An 18063-nucleotide genomic window follows, 5' to 3' on the forward strand; every position below is an offset into this window, starting at 1 on the left:
CGTTACGGCCTCACGAACCGCCGTTGGTCTGCGGCGGCCGCAACGCGTCCTTGACCGCCTGCGCCACCGCGGGCGCCACATGCGGGTCGAACACGCTCGGCACGATGAACGACGGGTTCGCCTTGTCCCGGCCCACCACGCCCGCGATCGCCTCCGCCGCCGCCAGCGCCGCCTCGTCACTCCAACCGGTCGCCTGCGCGTCCAACATCCCCCGGAACACCCCCGGAAACGCCAACACGTTGTTGATCTGGTTGGGCTGATCCGACCGGCCCGTCGCCACGATCGCCGCGTGCTCGGCGGCCTCCCGCGGATCGATCTCCGGATCCGGATTCGCCAACGCGAACACGATCGGATCCGTCGCCATCGTCGCCACGTCCGCACCGGACAGGACGTTCGGCGCACTCACCCCGATGAAGACGTCCGACCCGGCGACCGCCTTGGCGAGCGTCCCCGAGAAGTTGTCCCGGTTCGTGCACTCCACCAACCGTTGCCACGCCGGCGACAGGCCCGCCATACCGCGATGCAACGCCCCCGGACGATCACACGCGATGATGTCACCCACCCCCGCCTTCAACAGCAGGTTCATGATCGCCGTGCCCGCCGCGCCCGCACCCGACACCGTGATCCGCACGTCCTCGATCCGCTTACCCACCACGTGCAGCGCGTTCGTCAACGCCGCCAACACCACGATCGCGGTACCGTGCTGGTCGTCGTGGAACACCGGGATGTCCAACCGCTCCCGCAACCGCGCCTCGATCTCGAAACAGCGCGGCGCCGCGATGTCCTCCAGATTGATGCCCCCGTACACCGGCGCGATCGCGGTCACGATCTCCACGATCTGGTCGGTGTCCTGGGTGTCCAGGCACACCGGCCACGCGTCCACACCCGCGAACTTCTTGAACAGCGCCGCCTTGCCCTCCATCACCGGAAGCGCCGCCGCCGGCCCCAGGTTCCCCAGCCCCAACACCGCCGAACCGTCCGTCACCACCGCCACCGTGTTCCGCTTGATCGTCAGGCGCCGCGCGTCGTCCGGATTGTCGGCGATCGCCTGACACACCCGCGCCACCCCCGGCGTGTACGCCATCGACAACTCGTCACGGTTACGCAACGACACCTTCGGCGTCACCTCGATCTTCCCGCCCAGGTGCAGCAGGAACGTCCGGTCCGACACCTTCCGCACCGTCACACCCGGCAACGCCTCCAACGCACCGGTCACCCGCTCGGCGTGCGCCGTGTCCGACGTGTCACACGTCAGGTCCACCACCACCCGGCGGTGATCCGACGACACCACGTCGAGCGCCGTCACGATCGCCCCCGCCTCACCCACGGCGGTCGTCAACCTGCCGATCGCACTGGCGTCGGCGATCAACGCCACCCGCACCGTGATCGAGAACCCCGCACTGGGCAACTTCGCGATGGACATCAACGACACTCCTCACCACATCGTGACCACGAACCCACACGCCGAGCCCGACGGCCACGGCCATAACAGGGCTCACATGATCCCACCCCAGGATTCCACCACCGCCCCAGCCACCGCCACACCACCGGCCCCGCCATATGGACGTGCGAAATCGCCGCGCACGTGTCACGCTTGTACACGATGCAGCAGTATGTACCCACCGACACCGGCCACGACGGCGACCAACTCGAACTCGCCGAACGCCACGCGCTCCGCCGCGTCGCCGGCCTCTCCACCGAGCTCACCGACGTCACCGAGGTCGAATACCGGCAACTCCGGCTCGAACGCGTCGTCCTCGTCGGCGTCTGGAGCGGCGGCACCCTCACCGAAGCCGAGAACTCCCTGGCCGAACTCGCCGCCCTGGCCGAGACCGCCGGATCCCAGGTCCTCGACGGCCTCATCCAGCGACGCAGCCAACCCGACCCCGCCACCTTCGTCGGGCGCGGAAAGGTCACCGAACTCACCGACGCCGTCGCCGCCAGCGGAGCCGACACCGTCATCTGCGACGGAGAGCTGTCACCCAGCCAGCTCCGCAACCTCGAACAGGAGATCGGCGTCAAGGTCATCGACCGCACCGCCCTCATCCTCGACATCTTCGCCCAACACGCCAAGAGCCGAGAAGGCAAGGCACAGGTCGAACTCGCACAACTCGAATACCTCGTCCCACGACTCCGAGGCTGGGGCGAGACCCTGTCCCGGCAGGCCGGTGGCCGCGCCGGCGGGCAAGGCGGCGGCGTCGGCCTACGCGGCCCCGGTGAGACCAAACTCGAAACCGACCGCCGGCGCATCCGCACCCGCATCGCCCGGCTCCGCCGCGACATCGCCGGCATGCGCGCCGCCCGCGACACCAAACGCTCCACCCGGCAACGCCACGGCGTCCCCTCCGTCACCATCGCCGGATACACCAACGCCGGAAAGTCCAGCCTGCTCAACCGACTCACCGGCGCCGGAGTCCTCGTCGAGAACGCCCTCTTCGCCACCCTCGACCCCACCACCCGCCGCGCCCGCACCACCGACGGACGCGAGTACACCCTCTCCGACACCGTCGGATTCGTCTCCCACCTGCCCCACCAACTCGTCGACGCCTTCCGCTCCACCCTCGAAGAGGTCGCCGACGCCGACCTGATCGTCCACGTCATCGACGGAAGCCACCCCGACCCCGGCGCCCAGGTCCGCGCCGTCCGGGAGGTCCTCACCGACATCGGCGCCGATACCCTCCCCGAGATCCTCGTCGTCAACAAGATCGACGCCGCCGACCCCGACGCCCTCATCGTCCTCCGCAACGAACTACCCGACGCACGGTTCGTCTCGGCCCACACCGGCGAAGGCATCGACAAACTCCGGCAGGTCATCGAACAGGAACTACCCCGCCCCGCGGTCTCCCTACGCGTCCGCATCCCCTACGTCCGGGGCGACCTCGTCTCCCGGATACGCCACCGCGGCGAGGTCACCTCCACCGAACACGCCCCAGACGGCACCCTCATGGACGTCCGGGTCGACGCGGCACTCGCCGCCGAACTCGCACCGTTCACCATCGACCAACCGTGACCACACCGCCATGCACCGTCACCGGAGACGGTTGCCGTGCGCGCCTTGACGGCCAATGCGAGACTTGCCCGGTGCAGCATGGAGGAATAACCGGCGTCACACTTCGGGCCGCGACCGCCGCCACCCTGACCGGCATCATCATGGCCTCGGTCATACCCGGGCAGTCGGCCGCCGAGGAACCCGCCGCAGGCGAGAAGATCTGCGACGTCGCAGAGCAGGGGCTCGGAGAACTATCCGGCCTGGCAGCGGTCGGCGACGGCTACTACGCGGTCGGCGACGGTACCGTCGACTCCGAACAGACCGACGTGTACCAGCTCGACGCCGAATGCAACGTCACCGGTGTCGTCACCGCGTTCCTCAATCCGGCCGACCCCGAAGACCTCGCGGTCGACGCCGACGGCATGATCTGGGTCGCCGACATCGGCGACAACACCGGCAGCCGCTCCACCGCCGCCATCCACCTCTTCGACACCGGCGGCAACGGCACCACCTACCGGTTCACCTACCCCGACGGCCCCCACGACGCCGAGGCGATGCTGCTGCCGCCCGACGGCGTACCCATCTTCGTCAGCAAGGGCCTCGGCGAATCGACCTTCTACCGCGCCACCGCACCCCTGGACCCCAACAACCCCGACGGCGGCCAACTGGAGAACATCGGCTCCTGGTCCATCGACGCCACCGAAACCCCCGGCGGACCCTCCGAGCTCGACGGCGTACCCCTGGGCGCCGCACCCTCCATGCTCGTCACCGGCGGCGCCGTCTCGCCCGAAGGCGACCGCGTCGTCCTCCGCACCTACACCGACGCCTACGAATGGCCCGTCAGCGACGGCGACGTCGCCGCCGCCCTCACCGGCGACACCGAACCCGTCGTGACCCCGCTCCCCGACGAACCGCAGGGTGAGGCCATCACCTTCGACGGCGACGGCGGCTACGTCACCGCCTCCGAGGGCACCACCGCCGCCGACGGCACCTTCACGGCCGCCCAGATGTGGCGGTACCAGCCCGCGACCCCCGGAGACGCCGGCGACGACGCCGCGCAGGACGAGGCCGCCGAGGAGGCACCCGACAAGAGCTTCATCAGCTCCGTCATAGACACCCTCGGTGTCGACGGCATCCTCTGGGTCATCGCCGGAGTCGGCGTCGTCGGTGCCGCGATGTTCGGCTACGGCCTCTACGTCATCATCCGCGCCCGCAAACGACGCAAGGCCGGCGCCACCGAAGACCCGCCCACCGGCGGAACCGGCAGGCCCGGATACGCCGACGAAGGACCCTACGACAGAGGCGGCCCCGACGACCGCGGCTACCGCGACGACCGCGGCCACCACCCGTCCCACGACGACGACCCCCGATACGACGACCGCGGCTACCACGACCCCCGATACGACGACCGGGGTCACCGTGACGACCCCGATCCGCGATACGACGACCGCGACCTGCCCTACCACGACGACCGGCGAGGCGGCCCACCGCCGCACCCCCGCGACGCACCACCCCACCACCCCGGCCGCAACGCCGACGACGGCCTCTCCGGCGGAAGACTCTTCGAACCCGTCCGCCGACACGACGACGAGTTCCGCGACTGGCCACACCGCCGCCCCGACGCCGACGGCGACCCCTACGGCGGACCCGGCGACTACCCGCCGGACGACGGCAGAGGCACCGTCTACGGCGGCCGGTGACTCAGATCCGGCGCATGACCGCGACCACACGACCCAGGATCTCGGCGTTCTCCGCCGGGATCGGGTCGTACAACGGATTCGCCGGAAGCAACTCGACCTTGTCGTCCCGCCGCTTGAACGTCTTCACCGTCGCCTCGTCACCGATCATGGCCGCCACGATCTCCCCACTGTGCGCCTCCGGCTGCTGCCGGACAACCACCCAGTCACCGTCGGTGATGGCGGCCTCGATCATCGAATCGCCCTTGACCTTCAACAGGAACAGGTTCCCCTCACCCACGAACTCCGCGGGCAACGGCAACATCTCCTCCACGCGCTCCTCGGCGAGGATCGGCACACCCGCCGCGATCTCACCGAGCACCGGCACGTAACGCGGCGGCTTGCGGAGCGAATCGGGCTCCGGGGCCGACAACTGGCGCACGTCCATGGCCCGCGGACGCCTCGCGTCCTTACGAAGAAAACCCTTACGCTGCAACTGGTTCAACTGATACGCCACACTGGACGCCGAAGCGAGACCCACCACCGCCGCGATCTCACGGACGCTGGGGGCGTATCCTCGCTCGGCGACCGATTCACGGATGCAAGCCAGGATCTTGCGCTGTCGTTCCGAGAGGGCGGCTTCAGAGGCGTCGGATTCGTCGTTGACGGTGTGGGGGACCTGGGACTGGGCCCGCGTGGTGGCCACGTTTCCTCCTTGTGCCGACGTGCCGTCGGGGTTTGGTAACCGGGTGTTGCCGCCGCAAATGACCATAGACCATTTTCCGACCCTTCGGTGAAACAATAGTTCGATTGTCGGATTCCCGGCACGCGGGTCCGCCCGTCCGAAGGCACCGGAAGGCCGTAGAATTCGCTCGTGTGTTCGTAGTCGCCGTCACGGTGACCGCGGGTCAACGACGGGTTCCCCGGCGTGATGAGATGACGGGAACACCATCGGACACACCCCGGCACTTGCGGCACGCCGTCAACCGGCATATGGTTCACTTACACAAGATCTAGGGGTTAAGCTAGACCGGTACAACTAGAAATTGTGTTTCTTTCGACTACGTAACGTCTCGAAACCCGATCCCGGGACGACAGTCGCCACCAAGGAGATGATCGGCCGTGCGCTGCCCATACTGCAAGCACCCCGACTCGCGTGTCGTCGACTCACGCGAAGCCGAGGACGGCCTGCTCATCCGGCGCCGCCGATCCTGCCAGGAATGCGGGAAACGCTTCACCACCGTCGAGGAGTCCGTCCTCGCCGTCGTGAAACGCAGCGGCGTCACCGAACCGTTCAGCCGCGCCAAGGTCGCCGCAGGCGTCCGCAAGGCATGCCAGGGACGGCCCGTCGACGACGACGCGCTCGCCATCCTCGCCAAACAGGTCGAGGACGAGATACGCGCCCGCGGCATCGCCGAGATCCCCAGCAACGAGGTGGGACTGGCGATACTCGGGCCACTCCGGGAACTCGACGAGGTCGCCTACCTACGATTCGCCAGCGTCTACCGCTCCTTCGAATCGTTGGAGGACTTCGCCGCCGAGATCGCCGCACTGCGCGCGAACGGCACCGCGGACGCGGCCCACGCGGCCGCGACCACCTGAGACGCCACCACACACGGGAGCGACGGGGAGACACGGCCTCGCCGTGCCCACACGACATCGGTAACACCGCCACCACACACGGCGCGGCCCACCGCGCCCGGACACAGGGAGTGAAATGAGCGAGTCAGTCGAGACCGCCGTCGGCGGCAAGTCCGCCAAGCGGTCCAAGAACGGCTCCGCACCGGCAAGGAAGGGCCTGGTCGTGGAACGCGTCTGGACCACCGAGGGCACCCACCCGTACGACGAGGTGACCTGGGAACGCCGCGACGTCGTCATGACCAACTGGCGCGACGGCTCGATCAACTTCGAACAACGTGGCGTGGAGTTCCCCGGTTTCTGGAGCGTCAACGCCACCAACATCGTCACCTCGAAGTACTTCCGGGGCGCGGTCGGCACCGACAACCGGGAGTGGAGCCTCAAGCAGCTCATCGACCGCGTCGTCAAGACCTACCGCAAGGCGGGCGAGGAGCACGGCTACTTCGCCACCGGCAAGGACGCCCGGGTCTTCGAGGAGGAGCTGACCTGGCTGCTGCTGCACCAGTACTTCAGCTTCAACTCCCCGGTCTGGTTCAACGTCGGCACCCCGTCCCCGCAGCAGGTCAGCGCGTGTTTCATCCTGTCGGTCGACGACTCGATGGACTCCATCCTGGACTGGTACAAGGAGGAGGGCCTGATCTTCAAGGGCGGCTCCGGCTCCGGCGTCAACCTGTCCAAGATCCGCTCCTCCAAGGAACTGCTGTCCTCCGGCGGCAACGCCTCCGGACCGGTCTCCTTCATGCGTGGCGCCGACGCCTCCGCCGGCACCATCAAGTCCGGTGGCGCGACCCGCCGGGCCGCCAAGATGGTCGTGCTTGACGTCGACCACCCCGACATCGAGGAGTTCATCGAGACCAAGGCCCGCGAAGAGGACAAGATCCGGGCGCTCCGTGACGCCGGGTTCGACATGGACCTCGGCGGCAAGGACATCGTCTCGGTCCAGTACCAGAACGCCAACAACTCCGTGCGGGTCTCCGACGAGTTCATGACGGCCCTGGAGAACGGCACCGACTTCCCGCTGCGCGCCCGCCTGGACGGCAGCGAGATCGAACGGGTCGACGCCAAGCGACTGTTCCGCAAGATGGCCGAGGCCGCCTGGGAGTGCGCCGACCCCGGCATCCAGTACGACGACACCATCAACGACTGGCACACCAACCCGGAGACGGGGAGGATCACCGCCAGCAACCCGTGCTTCCCCGCCGACCAGCGCGTCGTCACCGACAAGGGCCTCATCAGGATCGGCGACCTGGTCGCCCGGGCCGCCGCCGGTGAGAAGTTCGCCGTCTACACCAACGACGTCACCGCCGAGAACGATCCGCAACCGCGCGTGCTGGCCACCGATCCCACCCGCTACATGGTGACCGGGACCAACCCGATCATCAGGCTGGAGTTCTCCGACGGCTCGGAGCTGCGCTGCACCCCGAACCACCGGCTGTGGACGTCCAACCGCGGATGGGTCCACGCCAAGGACCTCACCGACACCGACCGGGTCGTGCGGTCGTACGAGTACGCGCCCCGCACCTTCGCCGACTGGAGCCTCCCCGCGAACGCGGTGGCCGCTGCCGAGGTGGCCGCCACGGGCAAGGCCCAGGCGCTCGACCTCCCCGAGAAGTGGACCTCCGAGCTGGCCCACTACCTCGGCTGGCTGGTCGGCGACGGCAGCCTCACCGACGTGCGGGCCGTCACCGTCTACGGCGGCGAGGATGAGCAGCGGGAACTGCTGCCGAGGCATCAGGACCTGCTGACCAGACTGACCGGCCACACCGCCAAACCGAGCGTGCAGGCCAACGGCACCCTCCAGCTCCGCGCCGGGCAGCGTGCGCTGCGCGACTTCCTCGCCGCCCTCGGCGTGTCGAGCGGCCGGGCCGCCGACAAGGTCGTTCCGGAGGCGATCTTCGAGGCGCCCGAACCGATCGTGGTCGACTTCCTCCAGGGCCTGTTCGACGCGGACGGCTGTGCGGTGGAACTCGCCAACGGCACCCGCTACGTGGGGTTGGCCAGCCGGTCGAAGAAGCTGCTGCGGGGTGTGCAGGAACTGCTGGCGTCGCTGGGGATCGCGGGCCGGATCTACGAAACCGGTACCAAGGCCGACTCGTTCCGGCACGTCCGCAAGGACGGCACCGAGGTGACCTACTCGTCCGACGGCCCGATGTACGACCTGCGTGTCTCCGGGCGTGGCATGCGCGAGTTCGGCGCCCTGATCGACTTCTCCCTGCCGGCCAAGCAGCGCAAGCTCACCGGGATGCTCGACTTCCGGGACGTCTACCGCAAGGACGAGACGGTCACCGTGACGCGCATGCGTGAGGACGGGTTCGAGACCACCTACAACCTCACCGAGCCGCGCAACCACTCGTACATCGTGTCCGGTGTCGTGGTGGCGAACTGCTCCGAGTACCTGTCGCTGGACAACTCGTCGTGCAACCTGGCGTCGCTGAACCTGTTGAAGTTCCTGAACGAGGACGGTTCCTTCGACACCGAGAAGTTCGTCAAGGCGGTGGAGTTCGTCATCACCGCCATGGAGATCTCGATCTCGTTCGCGGACTTCCCCACCGAGAAGATCGGTGAGACCACCCGCGACTACCGGCAGCTCGGCATCGGATACGCCAACCTGGGCGCGCTGCTCATGGCGAGCGGCATGGCCTACGACTCCGAGGACGGCAGGGCGCTCGCCGCGGCGATCACCGCCGTCATGACCGGCGTGTCGTACCGGCGTTCCGCCGAGATCGCCGGTGTGGTCGGCCCGTACGCCGGTTACGCCCGCAACGCCGAGGCACACCAGCGCGTGATGCGCAAGCACGCCGCCGCGGTGGACCAGGTGCAGACCGGCAGCCCGATGGCGCGTGGCATCCTGGCGGTGGCGGCCCGGGAATGGAAGTCCGGCAACGGGATCGGCGAGGTCAACGGTTGGCGCAACGCGCAGGCCAGTGTGCTCGCCCCGACCGGGACCATTTCGTTCATGATGGACAGTGACACCACCGGTATCGAGCCGGACCTGGCGTTGGTGAAGTTCAAGAAGCTGGTCGGTGGCGGTTCGATGCAGATCGTCAACCAGACCGTGCCGCGGGCGCTGCGGACCCTGGGATACCAGGAGGAGCAGGTCGAGGCGATCGTGGAGTACATCGGCGAGCACGGTCACGTGGTGGACGCGCCCGGTCTCAAGCACGAGCACTATTCGGTGTTCGACTGCGCGATGGGTGAACGATCGATCGCGGCGATGGGGCACGTGAAGATGATGGCGGCGGTGCAGCCGTTCATCTCCGGTGCGATCTCCAAGACCGTGAACGTGCCGGAGACGGCGACCGTGGAGGACTTCGAGCACATCTACTTCGAGGGCTGGAAGCTGGGCCTGAAGGCGCTGGCGGTCTACCGGGACAACTGCAAGGTCGGTCAGCCGCTGTCGGCGGCGAAGAAGCCGGAGGTGAAGGCGGAGACGGCGGTCGAGGCGAAGCCGGTCGAGACGACGGTGGAGTACCGGCCGGTGCGCAAGCGGCTGCCGAAGAAGCGTCCGAGCCAGACGGTGTCGTTCTCGGTGGGTGGCGCGGAGGGTTACCTGACCGCGTCCAGTTACCCGGACAACGGCCTGGGCGAGGTGTTCTTCAAGATGTCGAAGCAGGGTTCGACCCTCGCCGGGATCATGGACGCCTTCTCGGTGGCGATCTCGATCGCGTTGCAGTACGGGGTGCCGCTGGAGAAGTACGTCGAGAAGTTCACCAACATGCGGTTCGAGCCGGCCGGTATGACCGACGACCCGGACATCCGGATGGCGGCCTCGGTGGTGGACTACCTGTTCCGGCGTCTGGCGTTGGACTACCTGCCGTTCCAGACGCGGGCGGACCTGGGCATCCTGACGGCCGCCGAGCGGGCCGCGGAGGTGCGCGGTGAGGATCCGGCGTCGGTGCACTCGGACGAGGACGACGTGGACTTCGCGGCGATGGCCTCCTCGGCGCCGATCGAGAAGGTCGTGGAGAAGCTGGTGGAGCAGTCGCCTCGTGCGGATGTGGGTTCCTCGACGGAGTTGCTGGAGCGGGTGCAGGGCAAGGCCGCCGACGCGCCGTTGTGCATGACCTGCGGAACGAAGATGCGCCCGGCGGGTAGCTGCTACGTCTGCGAGGGTTGCGGCTCGACCAGCGGTTGCAGCTGACGGCGGGGCCGCGTGCGATGTGACGCGCGGACGCGGCTCTCCGGTGCGGCGCGAAGGGGATCGGTTCACCGAACCGGTCCCCTTCGTCATGTCGCGGGGAGGGTGTCGAGGTGGTCCCGTCGCCGGTGTGGGTTCGGTGTGGACGTCCCCGCCGGTCGCGGGTGTGCCGGTGGCGGGGCAGGGAACCGCCCCGTCCACCGGCGGGTCAGCCTCGGGCGGCGGCCTCCAGGGCGGCGATGTCGATCCTGGTCATGGTCATCAGGGCGGCGAACACCCGGTCGGCGACGGCGGGGTCGGCTCCGGTGACGAGGTCGTAGTAGGCGGTGGGCACGATCTGCCAGGAGACGCCCCAGCGGTCGGTGAGCCAGCCGCAGGGTTGTTCGCTGCCGCCGTCGGCGGTCAGGGCGTTCCACAGCCGGTCGACCTCGGCCTGGTCGGCGCAGTTGACCTGGAGCGACATGGCGGGTGTGAACCTGAACTCGGGGCCGCCGTTGATGGCGACGAACTGTTGTCCGGCCAGTGTGAAGGTGACGGTCATGACGCTGCCGGTCTCGCCGGGTGCCGATTCGGGTGTCAGTTCCCGGTCGGTGATGCGGCCGTCGTCGAACAGTGAGGTGTAGTAGGCGGCGGCGGTCTCGGCGTCGCCGTCGTACCAGAGGTTGGTGACGATTTTCTGCATGGCTCTCCTTCGCGGACTGTGACTTCGGGGTCACGGTAGCGAACGGTGGCCGGTGTGGGTGGTGTTCGCGAGGCGCGTGGCGCGTGGCGCCGGGTTGTCGGCCTCGGCGGGTAGGGTGCCCGGCATGTCGTTGCGCATTGCGAACATCACTTTCGACACGCCGGATCCGCAGGGGTTGTCAGGTTGGTGGGTGGCCGCTCTGGAGGGGGAGGTGACCCGGGATCTGGGCGATTTCGTCTTCGTGCGGGCGGGCGGGTTGAGTCTGGGCTTCCAGCGCGGGGAGCGGGGTGGCGCCGGTCCGGTGCACGTGGATCTGGTCGCGGACGACCGGGAGGCCGAGGTGGCGCGCCTGGTGTCGTCGGGGCGTCGTTGCTGCGGGAGCACGTGTTGCCGAACGGTTTCGCCTGGACGGTGTTGGCGGATCCGGAGGGCAACCGGTTCTGCGTGTCGTCGGGGCATTGAGTTCAGGCGGCGCGCAGCGTCAGTCTCGTCCAGGCGCCGATGTGGACGGTGTCGTTCTCGGTCAGCGGGACCGGGGTGTTGGCTGGTACTGGATCGGCGGCGCCGTTGACGTAGGTGCCGTTGGCGGATCCGAGGTCGACGATCGCGGGTGTGTCGCCGGTGGCGACGATGACGGCGTGGGCGTGTGAGATGCCGGGGTCCTCGGGTGCGCCGGAGAGGTCCACGTCGGGTTCGATGCCGCGGCTTCGGCTGCGGCGGCCGATGAAGTTGTGTTCCTTCGTGAGGTCGAACTGGCGGTCGGGGTACAGGGCGGGGAAGGTGATGCCGCCGCTGTCGGGGCCGTTTCCCGCGATGACGCGCCGGAAGTAGTCGTTGTCGGCGGTGGCGTGGAGGGTCCAGCGGCGTGGTGTGACGGGTTCGGTGGGGGGTTTGGCGTGGTGTGCGGTCTCGGCGGTGGGGGTGTCGTCGTCGGGGGGCGCGGTGGTGTCGGGTGGGGTGTCGCCGGTGTCGGCGAAGTCGGGGTGGTGGGGGTTGGGTTCGCCGCAGGCTTCGCAGAACCGGCTGTGGGGTTGGGTGGTGTCGCAGTCGGAGGTGCGGCAGGTCCAGGTCGGTGGTGGCGGTGGTGGTGTGGGTGGTGGCGCGGGGCTGTCGCCGGTGGTGATTCGGGCGCCGCACTCCTCGCAGTAGTCGAGGCCGGGTGGGGCGGGGTGGTCGTTGGGGCAGCGGTTCACCGGTCGCCTCCGGGGTCTTCGGTTCGTCGGTCGCGTCGCACGGTCACGGTCTTGACGGATGCGACGTCGGCCATCTCCAGGTCGACGCTGCGGGCGTGGGAGTTGATGCGTGCGGTGCCGGTGTCGGGGTCGACGTGGACGAGTCGGCCGAGGAGTTTGGCGGTGTGTTCGTTGCCGGCCTGGTCGGCGAGTCGTAGTGCTTCGCCGAGGTGCAGGGTGGCGGTGTCGGTGTCGCCGGCTTTGGCGGCGGCGACGCCCTCCTGGATCCTGTCGGCGAGTTCGGCCTGTCCGGTGTAGTGGGCGACCTTGGGGTTGAGCCGGGTGGAGAGCATGGTGTCTCCGGTCCACCGTGCGGTGATCATGTCGCGGGCGAGTTCGGTGGTTCCGGCGAGGACGCTGATCCGGGCGGCGAGGCGGTCGTCGTGGGGGCGGATCGGTGGGACGGCGACCTGGATGTGGAATTCGCGGGTCTCGGTTCCCCAGGCGCCGGTGGGGTAGTCGCCGGTCTTGGCGTCGTGTTCGCGTCGCCGGTCGGTGAGGTCGACGATGCTGGGGTTCATCTGTTTGATGAAGCGGATCTCGTTGCGGGCGGGGGTGAAGATCCGGAGGGTGAGGTCGCCGATGGTCTTGCGCATGGCGGCTTGGGTGATGCGCGCGAATCCGGCCTTCCAGTCGGATTCCTCGGGGAGTCCGGAGGCTTCGCCGAGCATGCGGTCGGCGATGAGGCGGATCTCGCTGCCGTGCCAGTCCTTTCCGATTCCGCAGGCGTCGCACACGAAGGTGCCCTGGCAGGCGTCGAGGGTCTCGGTGAGGGTGTCGAGGGATTCGTGTTGGTTGAAGCCGTCGGTGAGGAGTAGGGCGTGTTTGACCTCGGTGGGGGCGTCGGCGAGTAGCCGGTGGGCGGTGCGCAGCCAGGTGCCCATGGCGGTGCCGCCTCCGGCGGTGAGCCGGTTGACGGCGCGGGAGGCCTCCGCGCGGGTCTGTGGTCCGGCGACGGCGGTGGTGTACGTGGCGGGGTATGCCATGGTGCCGAGGGTGGCGCCCGCGACGACGGCGAAGCGGACTCCGTCGGGCAGGGATTCGATGACGGCGCGGGTGGCGCGTTTGGCCTCGGCGATTCGGGAGCCCGTCATGGAGCCGGAGCAGTCGATCATGATCACCTGTGCGAGCCCGCCGGCGGTGGTGCCGGTGGGCTCGGGGTCGGTGTGGCAGGTGACCGTGACGACGGCGTCCACGACGGTGTCGCCTTCGGCGAGGTATTCGTTGTGGTCGACGTCGATGCTGAATCCGGTGGGCGGTGTCAAGCCGGTGTCTCCTGGGTCGGGGCGGTTGCCGGTTCGGGTGGGAACTGGGCGACGATGACGCTGATGTTGTCGCGGCCGCCTTGTTCTCTGGCCCATTCGGTGAGTTCGGCGGCGGCTTTGACCGGTGGCGCGGTGCCGATGAGGGTGGCGAGCCGGTCGTCGGTGTCGAAGTAGCCGGAGAGGCCGTCGCTGCAGACGACGAGGGTGCCGGGGCCGGTGGGGGCGATGGCCCGCATGTTGGGTTCCAGTGGTGGCGCGTCGGCGCCGAGCCAGGCCAGGAGGGCGGCGGCGTAGGGGGAGTGGTAGCGCTCGTCGTCGGCGGGGACGTTCATGGCGGCGAGTCGGCCGATGGTGGAGTCGTCGACGGTGAGGCAGGTGGCGTGGCCGTCTTGGATCCAGTATGCGCGGCTGTCGCCGACCCAGGTGAGTTGGATGTGGTCGGTGTCGACGACGGCGGATACGAAGGTGCAGCTGGGAGGGTTGTCGGGGTGCGCGGTGCCGGCCTGGGCGGCGGCGTGTGCGGCGGCGGTGACGCCTCGGTGGGCGGCGTTGCCGGTGTCGTGGCCGTTGGTGAGTGCGTCGAGGGTTTCGGCGATGCCGGCTTCGGCGGCGGCGAGTGCGGCGAGTTCACCGAAGGTGGAGGAGGAGACGCCGTCGCAGACGACGGCGACGGTGGTGCCGTGGTGGCGTCCGATGGCGAGGGCGTCCTGGTTGTAGTGGTGGCGTTTGCCGTAGTCGGTGGCGGCGCCGATGGTGGCCATGTCGAGTTCGACGCGGTCGCTGGTGCGGGTCTGTCGGGCGCCGCATTGCCGGCAGTAGCCGTGGGGGTCGAATTCGGGGTGGCCGCAGTCGGTGCAGGGGGTGGGGGGTGCGGCGGAGGACAGCCAGTGGCCGCGGTGGGACGGTGGCGTGTGGAGGTCGGCGCCGCAGGCCTCGCAGATCCGGTGGCTGGGGTCGGCGGCCTCGGCGCAGACGGGGCAGTGCAGTGGTGCCGTGGGGTTCGTCATGTCACCGTCCAGGGTCGGATGTCGTTGGCGTGGTCGATGAATCTGATCCGGTCGGCGCGGGCGGGGCTGGTGCGGGCCAGTTCCCGGTAGGTGTGTTCCAGTCCGAGTCGCAGGGATCGTTCGTCGAGTGCACTGGATAGTACGGGTGGGCCGGTCTGTGGCCCGGTGGCGGTGACGGTGTGCAGGCAGGCGAGCAGGATGCGTGCGGCGAAGGCGTGGTGGCGGTCGGTGGGCAGGTCGAGTCGTTCGATGCGGGTGGCGGCGTCGCGTAGTGGTCCGATGCCCTGGACTGTCTGTGGGGGTAGGCGTAGCGCGACGGCGGCGAGTTGCGCGGTGGTGTAGTGGTTGGAGGTGGGTGGTACGGAGTCGAGCACGGTGACGGCGGCTTGGGCGTGGCCGTTGGCGGCGAGGAGGCGGGCCTGGCCGAAGGCGGCGCTGATGTAGCGGCGGTCGGTCTGCCAGATCCTGGAGTAGATGCCCAGGGCGGCGGTGACGTCGCCGTCGAGTTCGCAGGCGGCGGCGAGGCCGAGGGTGGGTGCGATCTCGCCGGGTAGGTGGCTGTAGAGGGCGTCGAAGGCCCTGCGGGCTTCGCGGGGTTGTTGTGACAGTAGGGCGGTGACGCCGCGCCACCAGGTGATGCGCCAGTCGGCGGCGCCTTCGGGGGTGGCGGCGTACTGGTCGAGGTTGATGGCGGCGGCTTTGAGGTTGCCGTAGGCGAGGTTGGTGCGGACGCGGCGTAGCCGGACCTCGGGGGATTCGGCGGGGGCGTTCTTGAGTTCGTGGAGGATTTCGAGCGGGTCGGTGGCGGCGAGGGTGGCGAGGTATCCGGCGGAGGGGTCGTCGCCGTCGGCGAGGGGGATGGGCAGTGCGTGTGCGACGTCGTGGCCGGAGACGGGTGTGAAGGCGCCGGTCTTGTTGTCGGGTACGGCGAAGCTGCGTTGCTCGGGGGTGAACAGTGCGGAGGTGGTGCCCTGTGGGTGGCCGGATTCGACGGAGAGGACCTCCTGCCGGACCCCGATGAGTTGTTCGCGCATCTCCTCGGCGGTCGCGAAGCGTTGCGCGGGGTCGGGGTGGGTGGCGCGCAGCAGGAAGCGGTGGAAGGAGTCGAAGCGGGCGAGGAGGGGTTCGTTCCGGGGGCTGGGCAGGTGGTTGCGGAATTCGGTGCTGAAGCCGTGGAACTCGAACGCGAGGACGGCCATGGACCGGGCGACGGTGTATAGGTCGGATCCGATGGAGGGGCCGTGGTTGATGATCTCGTCGTCGCTGACGGCGTATCCGGGTGTGCCGAACACGGCGGATTCGTTGTCGTCGAGGCGGCGGACGGCTCCCAGGTCGATGAGTTTGAGCCAGGATTCGACGTGGATGACGTTGTCGGGTTTGAAGTCGCAGTACAGGAGTCCCTGTTGGTGGAGGTATCCGAGGGCGGGCAGGATCTCCTGTGCGTAGGTGAGGACCTGTGACAGTGGCAGTGGGGCGGGTTGTCCGGCCTCGTCGGTGGAGGTGCGGCGCAGGTCTCGGAGTGACCGGCCGGGCACGTACTCCATGACGATGTAGTTGAGTGGTTCGTTCGTCCGGGGGTCGGGGTGGCGGACGAAGTCGTAGATCTGGACGATGTTGGGGTGGTCGAGTGCGGCCAGGAAGCGTCGTTCCGCGATGGCCGAGTCGATGGCGTCGGGGTCGCTGGTGTCGATGAGTCCTTTGAGGACGACCCATTTCTCGGCGACGTCGTCGCCGACGTTGCGGTCACGGGCGAGGTAGATCCAGCCGAGGCCGCCGTGCGCCATCGCACCGAGGATCTCGTAGCGCTGCGCGACGGTGTCGCCCGGTTGCAGGCTCGGTACGAACGAGAAGCGGTTGCGGCAGTGGGGGCAGAAGCCCTGCAGCCGGCCGGGCTGCCCCTGCGGGCCGCGCCGGCCGACGGGTTTGCCGCACTTGCCGCAGTGGCGTTTGTTCTCCGGGACCTGCGGGTCGCGGAGAACCGCCTCGGAGGGGTTGCGGATGGGGACCGGCGGGAGGTCCTTCATGCCGCCGCCGAGCCGGGTCCGGGTGGTACCGGTGAACGGCTGGGTACCGGTGGCGCGAGTGGGGCGTGACACCGGGGCGCTCACCGGACCGGTGGGAGAGCTGACGGGGGTGGCCGACACCGGGGCGGCCGACACCGGGACCGAGACGTTGGCGGGGGGCGCCGAGAAGCTGGCGACCGGGCCGGTGCCGGGGCGGCGGCTCCCGCACTCCTCGCAGTACCCGTCGCCACCGTAGGCGCCGGAGCAGCCCGGTTGGGCGCAGTTCTGGTTCATCGGGTGCCCTCCTTGGCGGCGGTGGCCGTGACGGCCTGCTGGAACCGGTTGAGCGCGCGGGTCGCCGCCGGCAGGTCGCAGGGCGTGCTCTGCAGCAGTGCGCGGGCCTGCTGCATCGCCTCCGCGACGGGTTCGGTCTCGATGACTCCGATCCGCGCGCCCTTGCGGGCGTAGGCGGCGAATCGGCCGCGGAGTTCGGCGCGGCGGTCGAGCAGCGCCCGGGCGGCGACTTCGCGCGCCCTGCTGCGCGCGTGCGCCTCGGAGATCTCGGTCTCGATCCGGTGGAGCCGTGGTCTGAGTTCGTGCCAGCGGTGTTCCGCGGCGAGTCGTTCGGTGTCCGGTACGCGGCCGGCCAGTTCCGCCGCGACGGGCCGCAGCCGGCGGGGTGCGGGGTTGCCGATCTTGGCCACCGCGAGTGTGCAGGTCTCGAGGGCGCGTCGTTCCGCTTCGGTGAGCGCGTCGACGGCGTCGCGGATGTGCCGGAGCCGGTCGGGGAGGGTGGTGCGGAGTTCGTCCAGTTCGGACAGCGTGGCGGTGACACGGGCGAGTCGTTCGGCGAGCGGGTCGAGCTCGGGATGGGGGGCGAGCGGGTCCTCGAGTGCCGCGTCCAGGGCGGGCCGCAGCGAGGACCGCAGCGCGGCCAGGTCCGGGTCGTTCGTCAGGTCGTACCGGCCGGCCCGCTCCTCGACGGCGGCCATGTCGGAGGTGAGCCGGTCGATCCGGTCGGCCACCCGTCCGCAGCGCAGGTCGATCCGGTCGCATTCGGGTACGAGTTCCCGGACGGCGTCTTCGAGTTCGGTGGCCAGGTCGGCGGGCGGAAGGTCGCGGGTCCCGGCGGCGGCCTCCACCCGGACCGGGTCGTCCAGGAGGGCGGCGACGGGTTCGGGGTCGGTCTCCTGGGGATCGGCGGTGACGGTGTTCCACGTCGTGTCGCAGTGGCGCCGGAGCGCGTCGAAGCCGATCCACGCCGAGTCCACGCGTCGCCGGACACCGGCCAGCGTCTCGGCGGTGTGGCCGGTCACCGGTCGCCGGTCCGCCCATCGAAGGCCGGGGTGGTCGTTGAGCGCGTACAGATCGACGGCGATACGCTCGCACCGCCGCACGAGTTCGCGGGCTCGCTCGTGGGGACCGGTCATGGG

14 protein-coding genes are annotated in these 18063 nt (G+C 69.2%); 5 read left to right on the plus strand and 9 right to left on the minus strand.

Annotation, left to right across the window (positions count from 1 at the left end):
* Positions 1-10: 10 nt before the first annotated feature.
* Entirely contained in the window at positions 11-1423 is a 1413-nt protein-coding gene (locus tag LX16_RS04270) for an NAD-dependent malic enzyme (RefSeq protein WP_147133403.1), read from the minus strand.
* A gap of 180 nt (positions 1424-1603) precedes the next feature.
* On the opposite strand from LX16_RS04270, the gene hflX reads away from it, so the two are divergent.
* On the plus strand, positions 1604-3010 hold the full coding sequence (hflX, locus tag LX16_RS04275) for a GTPase HflX (RefSeq protein ID WP_147133406.1): 1407 nt from the start codon (positions 1604-1606) through the stop codon (positions 3008-3010).
* Positions 3011-3081: 71 nt separating this feature from the next.
* Complete coding sequence (locus LX16_RS04280; protein ID WP_147133409.1) at positions 3082-4689, plus strand: hypothetical protein; 1608 nt, start codon at positions 3082-3084, stop codon at positions 4687-4689.
* A 1-nt stretch (position 4690) separates the two neighbouring features.
* On the opposite strand, the gene lexA is transcribed toward LX16_RS04280, so the two are convergent.
* On the minus strand, positions 4691-5371 hold the full coding sequence (gene lexA / locus LX16_RS04285; RefSeq protein ID WP_244615673.1) for a transcriptional repressor LexA: 681 nt from the start codon (positions 5369-5371) through the stop codon (positions 4691-4693).
* A gap of 416 nt (positions 5372-5787) precedes the next feature.
* On the opposite strand from lexA, the gene nrdR reads away from it, so the two are divergent.
* Together nrdR and LX16_RS04295 are read left to right on the plus strand one after the other, a co-directional pair.
* Positions 5788-6267: a transcriptional regulator NrdR gene (gene nrdR, locus LX16_RS04290; RefSeq protein ID WP_147133414.1), complete on the plus strand. Its 480-nt coding sequence runs from the start codon at positions 5788-5790 to the stop codon at positions 6265-6267.
* A 115-nt stretch (positions 6268-6382) separates the two neighbouring features.
* Entirely contained in the window at positions 6383-10444 is a 4062-nt protein-coding gene (locus LX16_RS04295) for a vitamin B12-dependent ribonucleotide reductase (RefSeq protein ID WP_147133417.1), read from the plus strand.
* 205 nt (positions 10445-10649) lie between these two features.
* Here the strand turns inward: LX16_RS04295 and LX16_RS04300 are convergent, their stop codons facing one another.
* Positions 10650-11123, minus strand: a complete 474-nt coding sequence (locus LX16_RS04300; protein ID WP_147133421.1) for a VOC family protein — start codon at positions 11121-11123, stop codon at positions 10650-10652.
* Between the two features lie 30 nt (positions 11124-11153).
* A complete protein-coding gene (locus tag LX16_RS27855; protein WP_280176791.1) occupies positions 11154-11282 on the minus strand; it encodes a hypothetical protein in 129 nt (42 codons plus the stop codon).
* Here LX16_RS27855 and LX16_RS28160 point away from each other — a divergent pair.
* Positions 11248-11694: a VOC family protein gene (locus LX16_RS28160; protein ID WP_211354277.1), complete on the plus strand. Its 447-nt coding sequence runs from the start codon at positions 11248-11250 to the stop codon at positions 11692-11694. The two genes, LX16_RS27855 and LX16_RS28160, sit on opposite strands and share 35 nt — an antisense overlap.
* On the opposite strand, the gene LX16_RS04310 is transcribed toward LX16_RS28160, so the two are convergent.
* Genes LX16_RS04310 through LX16_RS26455 form a run of 5 tightly spaced genes read right to left on the minus strand, consistent with a single transcriptional unit; the run spans position 11588 to position 18060 of the window.
* Complete coding sequence (locus LX16_RS04310; protein ID WP_147133424.1) at positions 11588-12316, minus strand: FHA domain-containing protein; 729 nt, start codon at positions 12314-12316, stop codon at positions 11588-11590. The genes LX16_RS28160 and LX16_RS04310 overlap by 107 nt on opposite strands.
* The gene (locus LX16_RS04315) at positions 12313-13620 is read right to left on the minus strand and encodes a VWA domain-containing protein (protein WP_158645472.1); all 1308 of its coding nucleotides are present in this window, start codon (positions 13618-13620) and stop codon (positions 12313-12315) included. Before LX16_RS04315 ends, LX16_RS04310 begins: the two co-directional genes overlap by 4 nt.
* Positions 13617-14627, minus strand: a complete 1011-nt coding sequence (locus LX16_RS04320) for a protein phosphatase 2C domain-containing protein (protein ID WP_147133430.1) — start codon at positions 14625-14627, stop codon at positions 13617-13619. Before LX16_RS04320 ends, LX16_RS04315 begins: the two co-directional genes overlap by 4 nt.
* Positions 14624-16924, minus strand: a complete 2301-nt coding sequence (locus LX16_RS04325; protein WP_158645473.1) for a serine/threonine-protein kinase — start codon at positions 16922-16924, stop codon at positions 14624-14626. The genes LX16_RS04320 and LX16_RS04325 overlap by 4 nt, the downstream gene beginning before the upstream one ends.
* Positions 16921-18060, minus strand: a complete 1140-nt coding sequence (locus LX16_RS26455) for an FUSC family protein (protein WP_158645474.1) — start codon at positions 18058-18060, stop codon at positions 16921-16923. The genes LX16_RS04325 and LX16_RS26455 overlap by 4 nt, the downstream gene beginning before the upstream one ends.
* Between the last annotated feature and the right edge of the window lie 3 nt (positions 18061-18063).

The organism is Stackebrandtia albiflava, assembly GCF_007994225.1.
In the GTDB taxonomy this organism is placed as follows: Bacteria; Actinomycetota; Actinomycetes; order Mycobacteriales; family Micromonosporaceae; genus Stackebrandtia; species Stackebrandtia albiflava.

Coding starts and splice junctions, on each gene's coding strand:
- hflX (WP_147133406.1), top strand. CDS start 1,604: ATGCAGCAGTATGTACCCACCGACACCGGCCACGACGGCGACCAACTC.
- LX16_RS04295 (WP_147133417.1), top strand. CDS start 6,383: ATGAGCGAGTCAGTCGAGACCGCCGTCGGCGGCAAGTCCGCCAAGCGG.
- LX16_RS28160 (WP_211354277.1), top strand. CDS start 11,248: ATGTCGTTGCGCATTGCGAACATCACTTTCGACACGCCGGATCCGCAG.
- LX16_RS26455 (WP_158645474.1), bottom strand. CDS start 18,060: ATGACCGGTCCCCACGAGCGAGCCCGCGAACTCGTGCGGCGGTGCGAG.
- LX16_RS04320 (WP_147133430.1), bottom strand. CDS start 14,627: ATGACGAACCCCACGGCACCACTGCACTGCCCCGTCTGCGCCGAGGCC.
- LX16_RS04270 (WP_147133403.1), bottom strand. CDS start 1,423: ATGTCCATCGCGAAGTTGCCCAGTGCGGGGTTCTCGATCACGGTGCGG.
- LX16_RS04325 (WP_158645473.1), bottom strand. CDS start 16,924: ATGAACCAGAACTGCGCCCAACCGGGCTGCTCCGGCGCCTACGGTGGC.
- LX16_RS04300 (WP_147133421.1), bottom strand. CDS start 11,123: ATGCAGAAAATCGTCACCAACCTCTGGTACGACGGCGACGCCGAGACC.